At 74.7% G+C, this 18725-nt stretch carries 18 protein-coding genes and 1 pseudogene; 5 read left to right on the top strand and 14 right to left on the bottom strand.

The genetic code is table 11. The features are described 5' to 3' along the window. Position 1: 1 nt before the first annotated feature. The gene (locus tag AB0L25_RS01610; protein WP_500167505.1) at positions 2-1801 is read left to right on the top strand and encodes a protein kinase domain-containing protein; all 1800 of its coding nucleotides are present in this window, start codon (positions 2-4) and stop codon (positions 1799-1801) included. A gap of 22 nt (positions 1802-1823) precedes the next feature. Next, positions 1824-3482 carry a serine/threonine-protein kinase gene (locus AB0L25_RS01605; RefSeq protein WP_500167504.1) on the top strand — a complete coding sequence of 553 codons (1659 nt, stop codon included), beginning with the start codon at positions 1824-1826 and terminating at the stop codon, positions 3480-3482. Here AB0L25_RS01605 and AB0L25_RS01600 read toward each other — a convergent pair. The 6 genes from AB0L25_RS01600 to AB0L25_RS01575 form a co-directional block, all read right to left on the bottom strand. After that, positions 3389-3784 (bottom strand): hypothetical protein, encoded by a 396-nt coding sequence (locus tag AB0L25_RS01600; protein WP_500167502.1) that lies wholly within the window; start codon positions 3782-3784, stop codon positions 3389-3391. The two genes, AB0L25_RS01605 and AB0L25_RS01600, sit on opposite strands and share 94 nt — an antisense overlap. 132 nt (positions 3785-3916) lie before the next feature. Continuing rightward, on the bottom strand, positions 3917-4411 hold the full coding sequence (locus AB0L25_RS01595; RefSeq protein ID WP_500167620.1) for a DUF6230 family protein: 495 nt from the start codon (positions 4409-4411) through the stop codon (positions 3917-3919). Between the two features lie 69 nt (positions 4412-4480). Next, a complete protein-coding gene (locus tag AB0L25_RS01590; protein WP_500167501.1) occupies positions 4481-5110 on the bottom strand; it encodes a response regulator in 630 nt (209 codons plus the stop codon). A 115-nt stretch (positions 5111-5225) separates the two neighbouring features. After that, positions 5226-5891, bottom strand: coding sequence for a response regulator (locus AB0L25_RS01585; RefSeq protein ID WP_500167499.1), 666 nt, complete (start codon positions 5889-5891; stop codon positions 5226-5228). Further along, a complete protein-coding gene (locus AB0L25_RS01580; RefSeq protein WP_500167497.1) occupies positions 5888-7186 on the bottom strand; it encodes a sensor histidine kinase in 1299 nt (432 codons plus the stop codon). Before AB0L25_RS01580 ends, AB0L25_RS01585 begins: the two co-directional genes overlap by 4 nt. 58 nt (positions 7187-7244) lie before the next feature. Continuing rightward, the gene (locus AB0L25_RS01575) at positions 7245-7595 is read right to left on the bottom strand and encodes a hypothetical protein (protein WP_500167495.1); all 351 of its coding nucleotides are present in this window, start codon (positions 7593-7595) and stop codon (positions 7245-7247) included. A 189-nt stretch (positions 7596-7784) separates the two neighbouring features. Here AB0L25_RS01575 and AB0L25_RS01570 point away from each other — a divergent pair. After that, positions 7785-8045 (top strand): annotated as a pseudogene (locus AB0L25_RS01570) (response regulator); the annotation flags it as partial. A 277-nt stretch (positions 8046-8322) separates the two neighbouring features. On the opposite strand, the gene AB0L25_RS01565 reads toward AB0L25_RS01570, so the two are convergent. Beyond that, positions 8323-8970, bottom strand: a complete 648-nt coding sequence (locus tag AB0L25_RS01565) for a LuxR C-terminal-related transcriptional regulator (protein ID WP_500167494.1) — start codon at positions 8968-8970, stop codon at positions 8323-8325. After that, the gene (locus tag AB0L25_RS01560) at positions 8967-9698 is read right to left on the bottom strand and encodes a sensor histidine kinase (RefSeq protein WP_500167492.1); all 732 of its coding nucleotides are present in this window, start codon (positions 9696-9698) and stop codon (positions 8967-8969) included. Before AB0L25_RS01560 ends, AB0L25_RS01565 begins: the two co-directional genes overlap by 4 nt. 678 nt (positions 9699-10376) lie before the next feature. Between AB0L25_RS01560 and AB0L25_RS01555 the strand changes: the two genes are divergently transcribed. After that, positions 10377-11552: a Rieske 2Fe-2S domain-containing protein gene (locus tag AB0L25_RS01555; protein ID WP_500167490.1), complete on the top strand. Its 1176-nt coding sequence runs from the start codon at positions 10377-10379 to the stop codon at positions 11550-11552. A gap of 142 nt (positions 11553-11694) precedes the next feature. Next, on the top strand, positions 11695-11868 hold the full coding sequence (locus tag AB0L25_RS01550; RefSeq protein ID WP_500167489.1) for a hypothetical protein: 174 nt from the start codon (positions 11695-11697) through the stop codon (positions 11866-11868). Between the two features lie 13 nt (positions 11869-11881). Here the strand turns inward: AB0L25_RS01550 and AB0L25_RS01545 are convergent, their stop codons facing one another. The 6 genes from AB0L25_RS01545 to AB0L25_RS01520 form a co-directional block, all read right to left on the bottom strand. Next, the gene (locus AB0L25_RS01545; RefSeq protein ID WP_500167487.1) at positions 11882-12790 is read right to left on the bottom strand and encodes a hypothetical protein; all 909 of its coding nucleotides are present in this window, start codon (positions 12788-12790) and stop codon (positions 11882-11884) included. 62 nt (positions 12791-12852) lie between these two features. Further along, positions 12853-13695 (bottom strand): sugar transferase, encoded by an 843-nt coding sequence (locus tag AB0L25_RS01540; protein WP_500167485.1) that lies wholly within the window; start codon positions 13693-13695, stop codon positions 12853-12855. A 4-nt stretch (positions 13696-13699) separates the two neighbouring features. Next, positions 13700-15046 (bottom strand): lipopolysaccharide biosynthesis protein, encoded by a 1347-nt coding sequence (locus AB0L25_RS01535; RefSeq protein WP_500167483.1) that lies wholly within the window; start codon positions 15044-15046, stop codon positions 13700-13702. Beyond that, positions 15043-16395 (bottom strand): O-antigen ligase family protein, encoded by a 1353-nt coding sequence (locus AB0L25_RS01530; RefSeq protein ID WP_500167481.1) that lies wholly within the window; start codon positions 16393-16395, stop codon positions 15043-15045. The genes AB0L25_RS01535 and AB0L25_RS01530 overlap by 4 nt, the downstream gene beginning before the upstream one ends. Next, a complete protein-coding gene (locus tag AB0L25_RS01525; RefSeq protein ID WP_500167479.1) occupies positions 16392-17615 on the bottom strand; it encodes a glycosyltransferase in 1224 nt (407 codons plus the stop codon). The genes AB0L25_RS01530 and AB0L25_RS01525 overlap by 4 nt, the downstream gene beginning before the upstream one ends. Continuing rightward, positions 17612-18724 (bottom strand): polysaccharide biosynthesis protein, encoded by a 1113-nt coding sequence (locus AB0L25_RS01520; protein ID WP_500167477.1) that lies wholly within the window; start codon positions 18722-18724, stop codon positions 17612-17614. The genes AB0L25_RS01525 and AB0L25_RS01520 overlap by 4 nt, the downstream gene beginning before the upstream one ends. Position 18725 lies beyond the last annotated feature (1 nt).

Below are 18725 nucleotides of genomic sequence, written 5' to 3'. Positions count from 1 at the left end.
CGTGGCGGGACGCTTGCTGGCCGGGCGGTACCGGCTGCTCTCGGTCGTCGGGCGCGGCGGCATGGGCACCGTCTGGCGGGCCGTCGACGAGACCCTCGACCGGGAGGTCGCCGTCAAGGAGGTCGTGCTGCCGCACGGCCTCGCCGACGACGAGCGCGAGAACCGGCACCGCCGGACGCTGCGCGAGGCGCGGGCGTCCGCGCGGCTCGGGCATCCCGGCGTCGTCACCGTCCACGACGTCGTCGACGAGGACGGCCGCCCGTGGATCGTGATGGAACTCGTCCGGGGACGGTCGCTGCAGGACATCATCGACGAGGACGGGCCGCTCGCCCCGGCCCGCGTCGCCGCGATCGGCCGGCAGGTCATCGGCGCGCTGCGCGCCGCGCACGCCGTCGGGATCCTGCACCGCGACGTCAAGCCCGCGAACGTCCTCGTCACCGGCGACGACCGGGCCGTCCTCACCGACTTCGGCATCGCGCAGGTCGCCGGGGACGCCACCCTCACCGGCACCGGCATGGTCATGGGGTCGCCCGCCTACATGTCGCCCGAGCGGGTCAAGGGCGACGCCGCCCTCCCCGCCTCCGACCTGTGGGCGCTCGGCGCCACCCTCTACGCCGCGTGCGAGGGCAAGGCCCCGCACCACCGCAGCGACGCCATGGCCGTCCTCGCGGCCGTCATGACGCAGGACGCGCCGCCGCCGCGCAACGCGGGCCCGCTCGCGCCCGTCCTCGTCGGGCTGCTGGAGCGCGACCCGGCCGTCCGGACGAACGCGCAGCGGGCCGAGGAGGCGCTCGCGGCGGTCGCGGGCGGCCACGCCGCGTCCCTCGCCGCGGCCGCGGTCGACGGGACGGCCGTCGACGGGACGGCGATGAGCGGTGCGGCGGCCGGGCACGCGGGCGCCGCGACGGCCGTGGACGCGGGGCCGCCGGTCCCCGGGCCGATCCCCGTCCCGGACCCGCCCGGCCGGACCGGAACGATCCACCTCCCCGACGGCCCGAACCCGCACCCGCACTTCGCGGGGACGGCGCAGCAGCAGGTCAACGGCACCGGCGGCGTCGGCGGCCCGGCCGCCGCGGGCGGGACGGGCGGCGGACGGGCGCGGACACCGCTGATCATCGCGGGCGCCCTCGCCGTGGCGGCCGTCGTCGCCGTCGGCGCGCTCTTCCTGCGGCCGGACGGCGGCACGTCCGGCACCGGGGCCGGAACCGGCCAGGAACGGCCCCAGGCGCAGAGTTCGGGCGATGCGTCCGGCGGACCGCAGGCACCCGGAGCCGGATTGGCGAACGCACCGTCGGGCGGACCGTCGGGCGGGCCGTCGTCGCAGGTCACGCAGCGTCCGAACACGCCCGCCCCGGCCGTGATCCCGCCGAACTTCAAGCGCGCGAAGGGCCCCGGCTACACGATCGGCGTCCCGCAGAACTGGACCCGCAAGGAGCAGGGCCGCGGCATCGTGTGGACCGACCCCGCGTCCGGCGGGTACGTCCAAGTGGACCCCACGCCGTGGCACGGCGACCCCTACCGGCACTGGGAGGTCTGGGAGCAGCAGGCCATCGCCGACGGCAATCTGCGCGCCTACGAGCGGGTTTCCCTCACCCGCAGCACGGTCGCCGGGCACCCCGCCGCCGACATCGAGTTCACCTGGATCCGCGCCGGCGAGACCACCCGCGCCCGCGACCGCGGGGTGATCATCGACGGACGGTCGTATGCGATCGTGGTCGCGCTTCCGGCCTCCCGGTGGAACGCGAACACGACTCTCGTGAACAATGTCCTCGACACGTTCCGTCCCACGGGGGTGGGATGAACGACGGGGGGACCTTGACGACATGGCACAGGGACGGCTGCTCGGCAACCGCTACCGGCTCGACTCGGTGGTCGGGCGCGGCGGCATGGGCACCGTCTGGCGCGCCCACGACACGATGCTCGACCGCGAGGTGGCGGTCAAGGAGGTCGAGCTCCCGCCGGGCCTGACCGAGTCCGAGCACGCCGTCCTGTACGAGCGGACGCTGCGCGAGGCGAGGGCGTCCGCGCGGCTCAACCATCCCGGCGTCGTCACCGTCCACGACGTGGTGGAGGAGGCCGGGCGCCCCTGGATCGTCATGGAGCTCGTGACCGCGCCGTCCCTGCAGGACATGCTGGAGCGCGGCCCGGTCGGCCACCGCCGCATCGCCGAGATCGGCCTGCAGATGCTCGGCGCGCTCCGGCACGCGCACGAGAAGGGCATCCTGCACCGCGACGTGAAGCCGAGCAACGTGCTGATCACCGGCGCCGGACGCGTCGTCCTCACCGACTTCGGCATCGCGCAGATGGAGGGCGACTCCACCCTCACCCAGACCGGCCTCGTCATGGGGTCGCCCGCCTACATCCCGCCCGAGCGGGCGGCGGGGGAGCGGGCCGTGCCCGCCTCCGACCTGTGGGGCCTCGGCGCCACCATCTACGCCGCCGTCGAGGGCCGCTCCCCGTACGAGCGCCCGGACGCGATGGCGTCCCTGCAGGCCGCGCTGAGCGAACCCGTCCCGCCCGCGCGCAACGCCGGACCGCTCGCGCGCGTCCTGGAGGGGCTGCTGGCGCGCGAGCCCCGCGTCCGGATGACCGCCGCGCAGGCGCAGCCGCTGCTCACGCAGGTCGCGACGATGCCGGAGCCCCGGCCGCCCGCACCGCGCCCCGCGCCGCGGGTCACGCCGTCCCCGCAGCCGCAGCCGCAGCCGCGCCCCGGGCGACCCGGCCCGCCGTCGCCGTCGCCGTCGAAGGCCGGGCCGCCGTCGCGCCCGTCCGTCCCGGCCCCGCCCCGGACCCTCACGGACGAGACGGTGACCGACCAGCCGTCCAGCCGCTTCCTGCCCGGCCCCGGCCCCGGCCCGGCGCCGAAGCCGGTGCCGTCCCGACCGGTCGACGACGAGACGCGCGAGGACGCCGCCGAGACCGTCCTGGACCCGCGCGTCCTCGACCCGCACGACCCCGACGTCACCGAGACCGACGACGACCGGCGGAGCGAGCCGCGCACCCTCGTGGAGACCGAGTGGGCGCCCCCGCCGCCGCAGCCGTCGCCGTCCGCGCAGCGGCCGTCGCCGTCGGCGTCGCAGGCCCGGCCGTCCGCGACGCCGGCCCCGCCGTCGCCGTCCGCCTCGCAGCCGCGCCCGTCCTCGACGCCGCCGCCCGCGCCGCCGCCGGGACCGTCGCCGCGGCAGTCGGCGCCGCCCTGGGGGCTGCCGCAGTCGAACTGGCAGCAGCAGCCGCCCCCGCCGGTCTCGCGGCCGTCCCGCAACACCCCGAAGGCCCGCGAGCGCCGCAAGACGATCATCATCGTGACGATCGCGGCGGTCCTGGTGGCCGCGGCCGTGATCGCCGGAGCGCTCATCCTCCGCGACCGGATGGGGACGGGCGCGCTGGATCAGGCGCGCGTGGAGATGCCGAGCCCGTCGATCGCCGCGCCGTCCGCCCGCACCGACGGCCGCTCCGACACCACGTCCGTCATCACCATGTAGGGCGGCGTCAGCGGCGGCGGGTGCGCGGGCGTGAACGTCACCGGCACGCCGAGCAGCTTCGCCGACATCTTCGTCGTGTACATGACGACGTGGCCGTCCAGCGCCAGGCCGCCGGTCGTCGTGCGGGACGCGACGCCGCCGCGTTCGGCGACCTGGTCGACGTCCTTCAGCACGGCCTTCGACATCGAGAACTTCAGCGCCTCGACCGTCCCGGCCGCCGCCGGCAGCCGCGCGACGCCGTCGTAGCTGAGGCCCGTCATCGTCAGGGAGGCCGCGCGCAGCGTCGCCGCCCCGAGGTACACGCGCGGCCCCGCCCCGGCGTCCTTCGCGGGGGCGGGGGCGAGGAGGTGCGCGCCCAGGAAGGCGGGCAGCGCAGAAGGGGCGCGTTCGCCGCCAGCGGCGGAACCCGTGCGGTGCGGAGGCGTTCACGGCGCTCAGAAGCACTCGTCGCCGAGCGTCATGTGCAGGTCGCTGAGCTTGAACGTCCCGGCGGTGGTCGCCCACGCCGTCTGCCGGACGTTCCGCAGCTCGATGCGGTCGGCCTGCTGCCCGAACATCCCGGCCGCGCCCGTCGAACCGGACGGGCCCTTGTCGAGCGTGCCCGCGTCCCGGCCGATCTCGATGTTGGAGAACGTCGCGTCCGCCTCGAGCTGCGCGACGTCCAGCACCAGGTCCGTCGCCTCGACCGGCGTGTCGCCCGTCCCGGCCGTCAGCCGCAGCGTGAACGGCCCGACCTTCACCGACTGGCACATGTTCGAGATCTTCGCGTTCTTGATGCCGGACACCTGCACCGGGTGGTCACCGCCCTTCCCGTCGGTGTCCACGCCGCCGTACTGCACGAACCCGGTCCCGACGAGGCGGTCGGCGCTGACCTTGAAGCTGCTGCCGGAGACGGCGAAGGACGACGCGACGGAGCCGCAGTAAGTGATTACTGAGCGCGCCTGCCGGAGGCGTGCTCGGGAGCCGCCCCGGCAGGCGGGGCGGCGGCGCGGGGCGGGTCAGTTGCCGGCGGTGAAGGCGTCGAGGGCGAGGCGGAGCTCGCCGACGTGGTCGGCGAGGTCGTGCAGGGCGTCCGGGACGTCGGCCGCCGTCTCGTCGGGCCGCAGGTGCGCGACGTCGTCCTCGACCCGGGTGAGGCGCTCGTCGAGGGCCTTGACCAGCCGGTCGCAGCGCGCCGACGTCTCCTCGCCGTCCTCGCCGAGAGTCCGCTGCAGCAGCGCCGCCTGCCGCCGCAGCTCCAGGTTGCGGCGGTGCAGCTCGATGAACACCGACACCTTGGCGCGCAGCAGCCACGGGTCGAACGGCTTGGTCAGGAAGTCGACGGCGCCCGCCGAGTAGCCGCGGAACGCCACCTCACCGGTGTCGCCCGCCGCGGTGAGGAAGATGATCGGTACGTCCCGGGTGCGGGCCCGGCCCTTGATGTGCGCGGCCGTCTCGAACCCGTCCATCTCCGGCATCACGACGTCGAGCAGGATCAGCGCGAAGTCGCCGTCGAGGAGCTCCTTGAGCGCCGCCGGGCCGGACGTCACCGTCACGACCTCCACGGGCAGCGCGTCCAGCACGGCCGCGAGCGCGGTCAGGTTCTCCTCGCGGTCGTCGACGGCGAGGATCCTCGTGTCGTTCGGCACCGGACTCCCTTGCTCGCCGACGGCGTCGCCGCGGCTCCTCCGCTTCCCATCCTGCTCGCTCCACACTGCCACGTCGTCGCGGTGGGGCGACAGCCAATCTCCAGGAAGTGAGAATTTACGGCAGCCAGCCCGGCTTGACGATCCCCGACTCGTAGGCGAACACGACGAGCTGCGCCCGGTCGCGCGCGCCGAGCTTCACCATCGTGCGGCTGACGTGCGTCTTCGCGGTCGCGGGACTGACGACGAGCCGCGCGGCGATCTCCTCGTTCGTCAGCCCCTCCCCGACGAGCGCCATGACCTCGCGCTCGCGGTCGGTGAGCGAGTTCAGGTGCGGCGACGGGGCCGGCTCCTTGGCGCGCGCGGCGAACTCGGCGATCAGCCGCCGCGTGACGCTCGGCGACAGCAGCGCGTCCCCCGCCGCCACCGCCCGCACCGCGTGGATCAGCTCCACCGGCTCGGTGTCCTTCACCAGGAACCCGCTCGCGCCGCCGCGCAGCGCCTCGAACACGTACTCGTCGAGCTCGAACGTGGTCAGGATGACGATGCGGACGCCGTCCAGCCGCTCGTCCTCGGCGATCCGCCGCGTCGCGGCGAGCCCGTCCAGGCCGGGCATCCGGATGTCCATGAGGATGACGTCGGGCCGCAGCCGCTTCGCCTGCGCGACGGCCTCCTCGCCGTCGCTCGCCTCGCCGACGACCTCGATGTCGGCCTGCGCGTCCAGCAGCGCCCGGAACCCGGCGCGGACGAGGATCTGGTCGTCGGCCAGCAGCACCTTGATCACGGGGCGTCCCTCTCGTCCGGCGCGTCGCGGGGCAGCGTGGCGCGGACCGCGAACCCGCCGCCCGGCCGCGGACCCGCCTCGAACGTACCGCCCAGCGCCGCGGCCCGCTCCCGCATCCCGCGGATCCCGCTGCCCGCCGGACGATCGTCCAGCAGCGACACCCCGCGCCCGTCGTCCTCGACCCGCACTTCGATCTCCTGTTCACGGTAGGCGATGCGGACCCGCGCCGTCACCGGGCCGGGCCCCGCGTGCCGCGTCACGTTCGTCAGGGCCTCCTGGACGATCCGGAACGCGGCCAGGCTCGTCCCGGCGTGCAGCGTCCCCCGGTCGCCGGTGACCTCGGAGTCGACGGTGAGCCCCGCCGACTCGGCCCGCGCCAGCAGCTCGTCCAGCCGGTCGAGCCCGGCCGTCGGCGAGCGCGGCGCCGTCTCGCCCTGCGCCCGCAGCGCCCCGATCACCGACCGCATCTCGGTCAGCGCCTCCTTGCTGGCCTCCTTGATCGCCGCGAGCGCCGTCCGCGCCTGGCCCGGATCGTCGTCGATCAGGTGCAGTGCGACGCCCGCCTGCACGTTGATCATCGAGATGTTGTGGGCCAGCACGTCGTGCAGCTCACGGGCCATCCGCAGCCGCTCCTCGCTCGCCTGCCGCCGCTCCTCCTCGGCGCGCGTCCGCGCGCTCTCGGCCGCCCGCTGCGCGCGCATCCGCACCAGCTCGCCGCCGATCAGCACCACGAGCGCCCACCCGATGAAGATCGTCATGCCGCCGGCGGTCGGCTCCTCCACCGGGAACACCGGGCCGGGCGCGCCGCGCTCCGCGAGCGGGACGCCGACGAGCGCGGTGAGCGTGAAGAACCCGGCCAGCCCGACCGCCGACCCCGCCCACGCCGCGAGCCGGTGCCCCGCCATGACCGCGCCGAACGCCGCCACGCCCAGCGCCGTCGGCGCGGGCCCGTAGGTGTAGGCGCGCAGGAAGTACAGGGCCGTCACCGCGCCGACCGCCGCCAGCGTGAACACCGGGTACCGCCGCCGGAACAGCAGCAGCGCGGGCCCGCCGACGAGCAGCGCGAACCCGAGCGGGTCGAGCGGCGTGTTGCCGATGTCCATCGACCCGTCCGCCCAGGGCGGCCCCTGCTCGCTCCACGGACCGCCGTTCCGCTTCCCCTCCGGCGGCCCGTTCTGCGCCCCGAGCGACCCCACGACCTGGAAGAACGCCAGGAACAGGGGCACGACCCACACCGGCCACTCCCTCGGCCGCGGCCACTGCCCCCGAACCGGCGCGTGCGGCTGAGTGCTCATGCCTTGAACAGTAGGTCAGCGCCTCCGCCCCCACGTCGCCCACCGGGAGACACCCCGCCTACGCCCCCGGACGTACCGCGTCCCGCGCCCGCCACGCCGTGGCGGCGGCCGCGCAGAGCAGGGGAGTCGCCGGCAGCAGGCAGCGGTAGTCGAAGTCCGTGGTCGCGGGCGGGATCGCCAGAAGCGCGAATCCGGTCGTCCACAGCAGCCCCGCCTCCAGGGACGCCGAGCGGCGCCGCAGCAGCCCCACCGCGCCGGCGGCGGTGACGAGCCCGAGGACCGTCCCGGGCGGGCGGACGTTGCGCTGGTACCAGCGCAGCGGCGCGGCGAACGGTTCGACGACCCGCGTCCCCGCGGGGCCCTGTCGCCGACGGCCAGGAGCACCGCGAACAACGCGTCGCGCCGCCACGATCGCCGGGACTGCGGCCGCACAAGGGTGATCGCCATATCTCCCGCCCCTCGCCGCCGGGGGCGGTCCCCGGCGGATCGCCGGGAGTACAGCTCGTGATCGTTGAACTCGGCGTCACCGATTCCGGTTACGTCCGCGTTATCCGCCGGGGGCCATACTCCGGACCGGCGAGCGCCGGAAGGGGACGGCATGCGGATTCTCATCGCCGAGGACGAGCGCATCCTCGCCGACTCGATCGCGGACGCGCTGCGCACGGAGGCGTTCGCCGTCGACGTCGCCTATGACGGCGACGGCGCGCTCGAACGGCTCGGCTGCAACCGGTACGACGTGCTCGTCCTCGACCGCGACCTGCCGGTCGTGCACGGCGACGACGTCTGCCGCCGCGTCGTCTGGTCGGCCGCCCCGGTACGGGTGCTGATGCTCACCGCGGCGGGCCGGGTCCTTCGACGGGCAGCGCCGGTTCGTCGCCAACGCCTCGCACGAACTGCGCACTCCGCTCTCCATCAACCAGACGCTGGTCGACGCGGCGGTCCGGAACCCGGCCGCCTCCGAGGACGTGCGCCGCCTCGGCGAGTCGTCCTGGTCGTCAACGCCCGCCACGAACGGCTGATCGACGGCCTCCTCACCCTCCGAGCGCACCGTCCTCGACCGGAGCCCCCTCGACCTCGTGGACGCGGTCGAGCACGCCCTCGACCGCTCGCCGGAAGAGGCCGCGTCCAAGCACGTCCTAGCCCGCTATCCACTCTCCCGTCTCGACGCTGACGAGGCCGTGGCGGGCGGCTTCGATGACGGCTTCGCGCTGCGAGTGGACGCCGAGCTTGCTGAGGACGCTCTGCACGTGGCTGCGCGCGGTGCTGCGGGTCACGCCCATCGCCTTGGCGAGCGCCTGGGTGGACTCGCCGCGGGCGAGGCGGGTGAGGACCTCCCGTTCGCGGGGGGTGAGGAAGCGGGCGACGCGTTCGGCGTCGCCGCGGGGGCGGGCGTCGGGGCGGCCGAGCCCCTGGTCGACGACGGTCTCGCCGGCGGCGACGCGGCGCAGGACGTCGAGGACGTCGCCCGCCTGCTGCCCCTTGTGCGCGAAGCCGCGGACGCCCGCCGCGACGCCCGCGTCCAGGACCGGGCGTTCGAGGAAGCCGGTCAGGACGACGAAGCGGGTGTGCGGCGCGGCGGTGCGCAGCCGCGGCATCCAGTCGAGCGCGGTGCCGGACGGGAACCGCAGGTCGATGAGGCAGACGTCGGCCCCGCCGGCGCGCAGCAGCGGCAGTGCGTCGGCGGGGGAGTAGGTCACGCCGACGACGGTGTGCCCGGCGTCGGTGAGGACGAGCGACAGCGAGTCGGCGAAGACGGCGTGGTCGTCGCAGATCAGCACTCTCATGGGTGCGGCCGCCAGTCGTCCGGGTCGGGGGCGGCGGGCAGGAGCATGCGGACGCGGGCGCCGCCCATCTCGCAGGTGCGGATCTCGAGGCTGCCGCCGTACCCGGAGATGAGGTCGTGGACGATGCCGAGGCCGAGGGACGCCAGGCCGCGGGACGCGGTGCCGCGGGAGCCGGCGGCGCCGAAGCCGGGGCCGTCGTCGTCGATCTGGACGGTCACCCAGCGCTGGTCGGTCGAGACGTGCACGTCGACGCGGCCGCCGGCGACGCGGCACGCGTTGTCGAGGACGTTGCGGACGGCGCGCCACAGGGCGACGGGGTCCATGTGGGCCCACGCCTCGCCGCCGGTGTAGCAGACCTCGTGGGTGGTGGCCAGCTTGATCCCGGTGACGACCTCGGCGGTGAGCTCGTCGACGCGGATGCGCTCGGGGCCGGGGAGGCGGTCGTCGTCGTCCCCGTCGAGCCGGCGCAGGAGGTGGTCGAGCCAGCGGGTCTCGCCGAGCAGCTGCTCGACGCGGGCGCGGCTGGCGTCCCCGATGTCGTCGGCCACGGCGACGGCCGAGGCCAGCATGATGATCGTCCCCAGTTCGTGCCGGATGTCGTGCCGCAGGCGTCGCCGCCACAGCGCGTCGCCCTCGGCGGACGACGCCGCGCGCGGGCGCGCGGAGCGGGAGGCGAAGTCCCGCACCTGCGCGCCGGTGAGCGTGGCGACGCCCGCGGGCGCGTCCATCGGAATTCCCCGCGACCGCCCGTCGTTCATGAAGGACCCCCGTCCGTTATCACCAGCACCGTATCGACGGTCACCCGGTGTACGCGCGGTGTCCAGTAATTTGGCCGCAACCGTCCCCTACCTGACCGGTAGTGGTCATGCACATCTGTCGGTAAACGCGGCACTTTGGACCGGCGTCTCGGACAAGATTGTCGGTTACCCGTGTGACATTTCCGTCATGCCTACGGCGTAGCCGTATTGCGCATTACGCCGGGTGCGGGCGGGCGGCGCCGGGGGGACAGTCGCGGTATGCCGACGGTCACTTTTCTCGGACATGCGGGCGTGTCGCTGGACGCCCGGGCGTTCCGCCTGCTCGCGGACCCCTGGCTCGCACCGACCGGGGCGTTTCTCGGGGCCTGGCACCAGTATCCGAGAAACGATCACCTGGACGCCGACCGGTTCCTGGACGCCGACTGGGTCGCGGTCTCGCACGAACATCTAGATCATTTCGACCCGTGGGTCATCGGCCGGCTGCCGGGGCGGACCAGAATCCTCATTCCGCGCTACCCCGGACCCGCCTTCCGTGAACGGATGGCGGCCGTCGCGGGTGACCGTCCGGTAATAGAGATAGAACCGTGGGCGAAATTTCCGCTCGACTCGCATGGGTCCTGGATGACGGTCATTCCGGAACTTTCGCCGATGTGCCATGACGCGGCTTTCCTGTTCGTCGTGGACGGACGGTCGGTGCTGCACGGCAACGACGCGCGGCTCACCGCGGCGCAGGTGCGCCGGGCGAAGCACCTGGCGGGGGACCGGCTGGACGTCATGGCCCTGCAGGCGTCCGGGGCGTCCTGGCATCCGATCTGCTACGAGTACCCGGACGCCGAGATGGCGGAGATCTCGATGAGCAAGCGGCTGTCGAAGCTGCGGTCGGTGCAGCGGCTCGTCCGGCAGGCCGCGCCGGAGCTGGCCGTGCCGTTCGCCGGCCCGCCCTGCTTCCTGGACGCCGAGGTCGCGCCGCTGAACTGGGTGCTGGACCAGAAGGACGGCGCGTTCTGCGACCCGGAGGCCGCGACGGTGTGGCTGCGCGAGCACCTGCCGGCGCAGCGGTTCGACCACTTCAAGCCGGGCGACTCCCTCGACCTCGACACCGGCGCGATCGTCCGCGACCCGGTGTCGGCGGAGTTCTCGTTCGCGGACGGCGCCCGCGCCGAGTACCTGGAGCGGTACGCGGCCGACCGCGCCCCGCACGTCGCGCGGGTGTTCGCCGAGAACCCCGAGCCGGAGCCGGGCCTGTTCGACCGGTTCGCCGCCCACTTCAAGTACCTGGGCGGGCTCAGCGACTACTTCCTGCGGCAGATCGCGATGGTGGTGCGGTTCGAGGTCACCGGCCCGAACGGCGGGACGTGGGACGTGGACCTGTCCCCGGACGGGGTGTCGGTCGCCGAGGCCGCCGCGGACGTCCGCCCGCACTACCGGATCACGACGGCGGGCCGCTGGGTCGAGTCCGTCCTGGCGGGCCGGATGGCGTGGGAGGACCTGCTGATCTCGTTCCGGCTCAGCCTGTACCGGGACCCGGACGTCTACAACGACCACCTCGTGGGGCTGCTCAAGCACGCGAACGCGCCCGCCCTCGACGCCGTCGAGGAGTACGAGACGGGGCGCGACTGGAGCGAGCGGATCACCGTGGAGTGGGACGGGGGCCGGTACGACATCCCCCGGTACTGCCCGCACGCGGGGGAGGACCTGGCGGTCGGCGCGATCGTCCGGGACGGGCGGGTCCACTGCCTCGCGCACAACTTCGCGTTCGACCTGGCGACCGGCGTGTGCGTCAACGCCCGCGCCGCGAACCTGACCAGCCGCCGCATCGGCTGACGTCCAGGGCTCGCGCGCCCCGGACCCCTTCCGTCCCGGGGCCCGCGTCGAGGGCCGGGCCCGGACGCTCATCCGAGTGAGCATCCGGGCCCGGCTTTGCCACTATTGTGGTGCTTTCGGTGATCGTTTGGGGGTTGATAGGGTGCGCGGCCTTAACCGCACCAGGCTCGGCCTGCTCATCGTCGGTCTCGTCGTCGTCATCGGTCTGATGGAGTGGGCGGCCGTGACGATCGGCTCGGTCGAGGTCCCGCTGCCGAGCAACGCGCCCGAGGGCGCGGTGACCGACACCAACGGCGCCCCGGAGGCCGCTCCGTAGCCCGCCGTCCGCGCTAAGAGCGTCCGGTGTTGCGGGCCTTGATGATGCTCTGCAGGTCGGGATGCTCGCCGCCGGACGCGTCCGCGAGGGTGGGGCACGCCCACTGCTCCTGCCGGCCCCACGTGTAGGTGATCTCCAGCGTGGGCGCCGGGACGAGCCGGTCCCAGCGGCGCAGCAGGGCGCGGAACTGGTCCTCGGTGGGCAGCCAGTACTGCTCGTCGCCCGACGAGCACTCCTGCCCGAACGCCTGCAGGACGGGCGCGACGCGCCCGCGCGGGATGCCCGCGCGGTCCGCCATCCGGACCATCCGGTCGATCGCCCCGATGTCGCACGTCTTCTTCGGCTCGACCGCCCCCCGGCACGGGTACGGGTCGAGGCCGACGATGTCGACGTTCACCTTCCGCGGCGTCACCGGCCCCATCGGCCAGTCGGTGAGCGAGATGAACGAGATCTGCCCCGGCGCGTGCTCCTCCAGGAAGTCGGCGCGCCGCTCGATCTCCGCGGCGATCTCCGGGCACTCGCTCGTGTTCGGCTCGTCCGACAGGTACCAGCCGTAGACGCGCGGGTCCCGCCCGTACGTCCGGACGGCCCGCGTGAACGCGTCGTAGTCGAGCGTGAAGTCGTCGCAGTGGAAGTTGCCGACCCACATCAGCGCCTGCATGCCGTGCGGGATCCCGGCGACCAGCGACGGGTCCGGCCGGATGTCCACCAGGTCGTAGCCGAGCTCCCGCAGCCGCGGGTAGTCGGCCGGTTCGGTGTTGAGCGCGATGCGGCGGGTCGGGTCGGGGTCGGCGGGGGACGTGCCGGGCGTCGCGGGCGGCCCCGTGTACGGGTCGTGGCCGTCCGCCGCCCGCACCGCCAGCAGCAGCCCGGCCGTCCCGATCGCGGCCGCGGCCACGGCCGCCCCGATCTTGTACCGCACGTCCATTCCTTCTCCCCCGGAGAGTGTTGAGCGGCAGTCCGCGCGCGTCGTCGCGCGGGTCGTCACGCGGCCGGGCCCGGTTTCTCCGCGGCCTCGGCCGGCCGCGCCAGCTCGGCGAACGGTGTCGCGAGCGGTTCCGGTGTCGCGAGCGGTTCCGGCGCGCGGTCGTCCGGTGGCGGGACGGCGCGCGGGCGCCCGCCCTCCGGGGCCTCCTCGACGGCGCCGTCCGCGCGGACCTGGAGCGGCGGCAGCGTGAACCCGAGGATGTGCCGGACGGTGTCCCACAGCGCCCGGAACGTCGCCCGCATCGACGGGTCCCGCAGGTAGACCGCGTCGACCGCGACCCGCGCGGGCACGATCTTGCGGATGTAGTTGACGAGGTCGACCTCCTCGCCGGGCGGGAGCACGTCGAAGTCGCGGAACCGCACCTCCGACAGGCCCGTCAGCCCCGGCCGGTGGTCGAAGATCCACCGGCAGTGCGCGTCGTAGTGCACGGCGAGGTCGTAGGTCTCCGGGCGCGGCCCGACCAGCGTCATCTGCCCGCGCAGGACGTTCACGAGCTGCGGCAGCTCGTCCAGCGACCACTGCCGCAGCAGCTTCCCGATCCGGGTCAGCCGCGGGTCGCAGGTCGCGGTCACGGTGAGCCCGCCGACGCCCTGCCGCATCGTCCGGAACTTGTACATCGTGAACGGGCGCCCGCCCTGGCCCACGCGGGTCTGCCGGAACACCCCCGGCCCCTTGCTCGACAGCCGGACGAGCAGGTAGATCAGCAGCAGCGGGACGCTGAGGAGCAGCAGCCCGGCGAGCGCCCCGGCGACGTCCAGCACCCGGCGGGACCGGGACGGCGCGACGCCGTCGGACGGGTCGACGGGACTGCTCGGCAGGTCGGTGCGGTCCTCGGACATGGGATCACCCCTTCTCTCCGGCGGCCCGCCGGTCCCGGGCGTCCAGATCCCTGACGTGCCGGAACCAGAGCAGCAGCGCGGCGGTGGTGGCGACGAAGGAGACGGACGTCGCGATCGCGGCGCCCGTGGCTCCGTGCGACGGGATCAGCAGCACGCCGAGCAGCACCGTGACGGCCAGGCCGATGGCCTGCCCGGTGGACGCGGCGCCGGGCCGTCCGACCCCGTACAGGTAGGCCATGACCAGGCCGGTCACGCCGAACGTGACGACGCCCGCGAGGCGGATGTGGGTGGGGACCACCGCGTCGTCGAACACGTCGCCGAAGACCCACGGCAGCGCCGTCCCCGCGACCAGCGCGAGCGGCAGCGCGGCCAGCGCGGACACGCCGAGCACGGGCAGGATGAGGCGGGCGGTGCGCCGCGTGGCGGTCGCCCGGTCGTCCTTGGCGAAGTCGGGATAGAGGACGTAGTTCACGGCGAGGCCCGGGAGCTGCACCAGCTCAGCGAACTTGCTCGCGACCGTGTAGACGCCGAGGACGCTCGGCCCGGCGATCGCGCCGAGCAGCGCCATGTCGAACCGGAGCTGCAGCAGGTCGATGAGCTGCCCCACGTACCCGCGGAACCCGTACCCGGCGATGCGGCGGCCGAGCCGCGCGTCCGGGCGGCCCCAGCCGGCGAAGAACCCGCCGCGGGCGAGCCGCCGGACGATCCACGCGGCGGCGGCGACGTCGGCGAGCACCAGCCCGGTGATCAGCGCGCCCGGCCCGTACCAGCCGATCAGGATGATCCCGTAGATCGGCAGGAACACGAACTCCTCGACGGCGATCGCGAGGCTCGCGCCGGCCTGGTCGCCGGTGCCCTGCAGCAGGCCCTTGCCGACCGACACGAACGTCTGCGTCACCGCGGGCACGGCCGCGACGAGCGTGATCCAGAACCCGAACGACTGGAAGAACACCAGGTGGATCGCCGGGCTGAGCAGCAGCCAGGCGGCGCCCGCGACGACCGCGCCGAGCACCGTGAGCGCGGCGAGCGTCGGACGGACGCGGCGCTGGTCCTCGGCGTCGCGGGCGAGGAAGTACGGGGCGGCGCCCGGCAGGCCCGCCGAGGCAAGCTGGCACAGCAGCCCCGGCAGGATCCGGACGAGCGTGAACGCGCCGACGAGCGCGGGCCCGCCGATCCGCGCGACCATCACCGTCGCGACGCCGAGGGACGCGAGCGCCCCGATCCGTCCGGCCATGTTGCCCGCGACGAGCGCGACGAGCCGCCGCCGCAGCCGTCCGGCCTCCGCCGCGGCCGCGTCCGCCGGGACGGGGTCGGGCGGGACGGCCGGTCCGGGCTTGCGGGTGTCGGTCATCGGCCGTCCCCGGTCGCGGCGAGCGGACGGTCCGCGGACTCCCGGCGCCCGAACAGGTGCAGGGCCGCGATCAGCCCGAACACCGCCCAGCCGTGCCGGTAGTGCAGCGTCTCGTAGAACATCCCGGAGATCAGGAAGACGGCGACGAGCGCGCCGAACATCTCCGGGCGCGGGACGAGCCGGGCGTACTCGCCCGTCAGCGCGCCGCGCCGCGCGATCCGCGCGCACGTCAGCAGCAGCGCGAACACCAGGACGATCAGGGCGACGCCGCCGAGGAACCCGCGTTCGAGCGTCGAGGCGATGTAGTCGTTGTGCGCCTCGCGGACGTACGTCTCCTGCCGGTCCATCATCGCGGCCTCGGTCTCGCCGGGCCCGATGCCCCACGGGTGCGGCTGCTCGGCGATCATGTCGGCGGTGGTGGCGAACACGGTGCTGCGCGTCGCGGTGCTCGAGTCGGTCGTCCGGCCGATCGAGTCGCGCAGCACCGGATGGACCGCGCTGATCCGGTGCAGGTACGGCTGGACGTCGACGGTCGTGACGACCGCGACGCCGGCGCCGCCGACGAGCGCGGCGAGGGCGCCGGTGGCGACCGCCCGGTACGCGCGGCCCTCGCGGAACAGTCGGAACAGGTGCCCGAGGACGAGCGCGACGAGCAGCGACAGCAGGCCGCCGTTGGAGCCGGTGAGCAGCTCGGCGACCAGCAGGATCCCGAGCACCGCGTACCGCCGCCGTGCGGTGCGCGGCGTCCGCGTGGCCCGGACGATGAAGAAGACGCAGATGAACCAGTTCGACGCGTAGTTCGCGTCGCCGAACGTGAACATGGCGCGCATGCCGTCCGGCTGCTTGCCCGACATCGCGTCGATGCCGAGGACGAACCCGGTGATCATCACGATCGCGTAGAACGTCCCGAAGCCGATGAAGGCGCGGAAGGCGACCCGCAGGAGCCGCGGGTCGCGGCTGAGGTTCGCGACGCACACGCCCCAGAACAGGACGAACAGGTCCTTGGCGAGGGTGAGCAGCCCGGCCTGGTTGACGTACGCCGCGATGCCGCCCGCGATGATCGTCAGCAGGGTCGGCAGCAGGAACGGCCACCGCACCGGCACCTTCCGGGTGCCCGCCCACAGCAGCGTCACGACCGTCAGGACGACGAGCACGAGGTCGGGCAGTCCGGTGTTGCCGGGGCCCGGCGGCAGCCCCGCCGGCATCAGCATCGGCAGCGACGCGATCCCGAGGGACAGCAGCACCGCCTCCGGCCGCCACCGGTTCCGCAGCGGCGCGGGCCGACCCGGAGCAGCGCCCCGCTCGTCCGGCGCCGCCTCGGCCCGCGGCCTGTCGGTGATCGTCGTCATGGGCGCCGCGAGCCCCCTCGGTAGGTCTCGTCCAGCACGGTCCCGAGGTGCGCGGGGGAGAACCAGTCGCCGACCCGGTCGCGGGCCCGCGCCGCCATCCGCGCGGCGGCGACCGGATCGTCCAGCAGCACCGTGACCGCCGCAGCCAGCCCCGCCGGGTCCTCCGGCCGGACGAGCATCCCGGTCTCCCCGGCGAGCACCAGGTCCTGGTTGGACGGGACGGCCGTCGCGACCAGCGGGATCCCCGCGCCGATCGCCTCGACCAGCACGCACGGCAGCCCCTCCCAGCGGGACGCCATCGCCAGCACGTCGAACGCGGGCAGCACCGCCGCGACGTCGTCGCGGTGCCCGAGCCAGCGCATCCGCTCGCCGATCCCGAGCCGCTCGGTGAGCCGTGCCAGCTCCTCGGCCATCGGCCCGCCGCCGACCCACAGCCCGAACACGTCGCCCGGCAGCCGCGCGATCGCCTTCGCGAAGACCTCCGGGCCCTTCTGGAAGGTCAGCCGCCCCACCGACCCGACGACCTTCACCCCGAGCGGCAGGTCGAGGCGCCGCCGCGCCTGCGCCCGCGACCCCGGCGCCGCCGCGTACGCCGCGACGTCCACGGCCGGCCACGACAGCCGGACCCGCTCCGGCGTCGTGAGCCCCAGCCGCAGCGCCGTCGTCACCGTCTCGGACCCGATCGCGAGGAACGCGTCCGTCCGCTTCGCCGCGATCCGCTCCAGACCTATATACGTGCGGCGCCGCGCCCACGACTGGAACTCGTTGAACGGAAACCCGTGCCAGGTGTGCACGATGCGCGGCACGCCCGCCCGCGCCGCCGCGACCCGCCCGATCACGCCGCCCTTCGCGCTGTGCGTGTGGACGACGTCGTACCGGCCCTCGCGCAGCACCGCCTCCAGCGTCCGCAGCGCCGCCAGGTCGTCGCGCGGCGAGATCTGCGGGACCAGCGGCCCCACCTGCACGATCTCCATCCCCGCCTCGTGGGCGCGGGGCGTCAGGTCGCCCGCCGCCGCGTTCGCGACCGCCTCGTCCCCGTGCAGCACCGCGCCGCGCCCGCCGCCGGACGCCTTGCTGTCGATGCCCACGCCGCCGGTGACGATCGCGCGCTCGTAGGCGCCGTCCGGCAGCGCCAGCATCCCGTTCAGCGCGACCTGCCCGGCGCCCCCGTTGAACCGGGTGATCACCGTGGCCACGCGCAGCTTCCGATCCGTACTCACGGGCACCTCACAGCCGACGAGGGTCGGTACTCCGGCAGCAGCCGCCGCAGCAGCAGCCGCACGCGGCGCGCGTCGCCCGCGCCCGCCGCCGCCTCCAGCGCGTCCAGCAGGGCGGGAAGCCCGGCCGGAGGCGGCGCCGGCCGGGTCGCCCAGATCTTCGGGTGCACGGTGCGGATCCGGCGCTCGGAGTCGGCGAACGCCTTCTCCGCGAGCTTCTCGCCGGGGCCGAGGCCGCTGAACCGGATCGTCACCTCCGGCAGCCGCAGCTGCTCGGCGTACCGGTGCACCAGGTCCACGACCGGGACGGGACGGCCGACGTCCAGCGCGAACGTCTCCGCCTCCTCCGCCAGCGCCGCCGCCTCCAGCAGCAGCCCCGCCGCCTCCTCCACCGTCATGAAGTTCCGCGTCGCCGCCGGATGCGGGACGGTCACCGCCTCGCCCGCCGAGATCCGCCGGGCCAGCCGGCGCAGCGGCGGCCCGCCGTCCAGCACGCTGCCGACGCGGACCGAGGCGAAGCGCGTCGGGGTGCCCGTCGCCGCGTGCGGCAGCAGCTCCGCGAGCCGCAGCGTCGCGCCCAGCACCGACGTCGGGTCGGCGGCCAGCTCCGACGACACCAGCACCAGCCGCTCCACCCCGTGCCGCACCGCGCTGTCGACCGTGTGCCGGGTGCCGAGGACGTTCTCCGCGACGCCGCCGCACGGGTCCCGCTCGACCGCCGCCAGGTCCCGCCGTCCGGCCGTGTGGAACAGCAGCTCCGGGGCGGCCATCGCGACCACCCGGTCCACGCGGGCCGCGTCGCGCACGCCGGCGCGCGCGATCGTCACCGTCCCGTCCGGCAGCCCGGCGAACTCGCGGCCGAGCCGCTCCAGCCCGCCGCCGTCGGTGTCGACCAGGCACAGCGCCGCCGGGCCGTACCGCCCGATCCGCCGGCACAGCGCCGCCCCGACCGGCCCGCACGCCCCGGTCACCAGCACCCGCCGGCCCCGCACCAGCCGCCGCCCGCGCGGGCCCGCCAGCACCACCTCGTCCCGGCCGAGCAGCAGCGCCATCGGGCTGGCCGGTTCCGGGACGGCGGGGACCGGACGGCGGCGCGGCAGGAAGCGACGCACG

The sequence above is a fragment of the Spirillospora sp. NPDC052242 genome (assembly GCF_040679555.1).
In the GTDB taxonomy this organism is placed as follows: domain Bacteria; phylum Actinomycetota; class Actinomycetes; order Streptosporangiales; family Streptosporangiaceae; genus Spirillospora.
This window is presented reverse-complemented; position numbering and strand designations above follow the sequence as displayed.

What these genes read in the sequence shown, in the direction of transcription:
- AB0L25_RS01605 (WP_500167504.1), top strand. Translation starts at nt 1,824, where the DNA reads ATGGCACAGGGACGGCTGCTCGGCAACCGCTACCGGCTCGACTCGGTG.
- AB0L25_RS01580 (WP_500167497.1), bottom strand. Translation starts at nt 7,186, where the DNA reads ATGAGCACTCAGCCGCACGCGCCGGTTCGGGGGCAGTGGCCGCGGCCG.
- AB0L25_RS01565 (WP_500167494.1), bottom strand. Translation starts at nt 8,970, where the DNA reads ATGAGAGTGCTGATCTGCGACGACCACGCCGTCTTCGCCGACTCGCTG.
- AB0L25_RS01560 (WP_500167492.1), bottom strand. Translation starts at nt 9,698, where the DNA reads ATGGACGCGCCCGCGGGCGTCGCCACGCTCACCGGCGCGCAGGTGCGG.
- AB0L25_RS01555 (WP_500167490.1), top strand. Translation starts at nt 10,377, where the DNA reads ATGTGCCATGACGCGGCTTTCCTGTTCGTCGTGGACGGACGGTCGGTG.
- AB0L25_RS01540 (WP_500167485.1), bottom strand. Translation starts at nt 13,695, where the DNA reads ATGTCCGAGGACCGCACCGACCTGCCGAGCAGTCCCGTCGACCCGTCC.
- AB0L25_RS01535 (WP_500167483.1), bottom strand. Translation starts at nt 15,046, where the DNA reads ATGACCGACACCCGCAAGCCCGGACCGGCCGTCCCGCCCGACCCCGTC.
- AB0L25_RS01530 (WP_500167481.1), bottom strand. Translation starts at nt 16,395, where the DNA reads ATGACGACGATCACCGACAGGCCGCGGGCCGAGGCGGCGCCGGACGAG.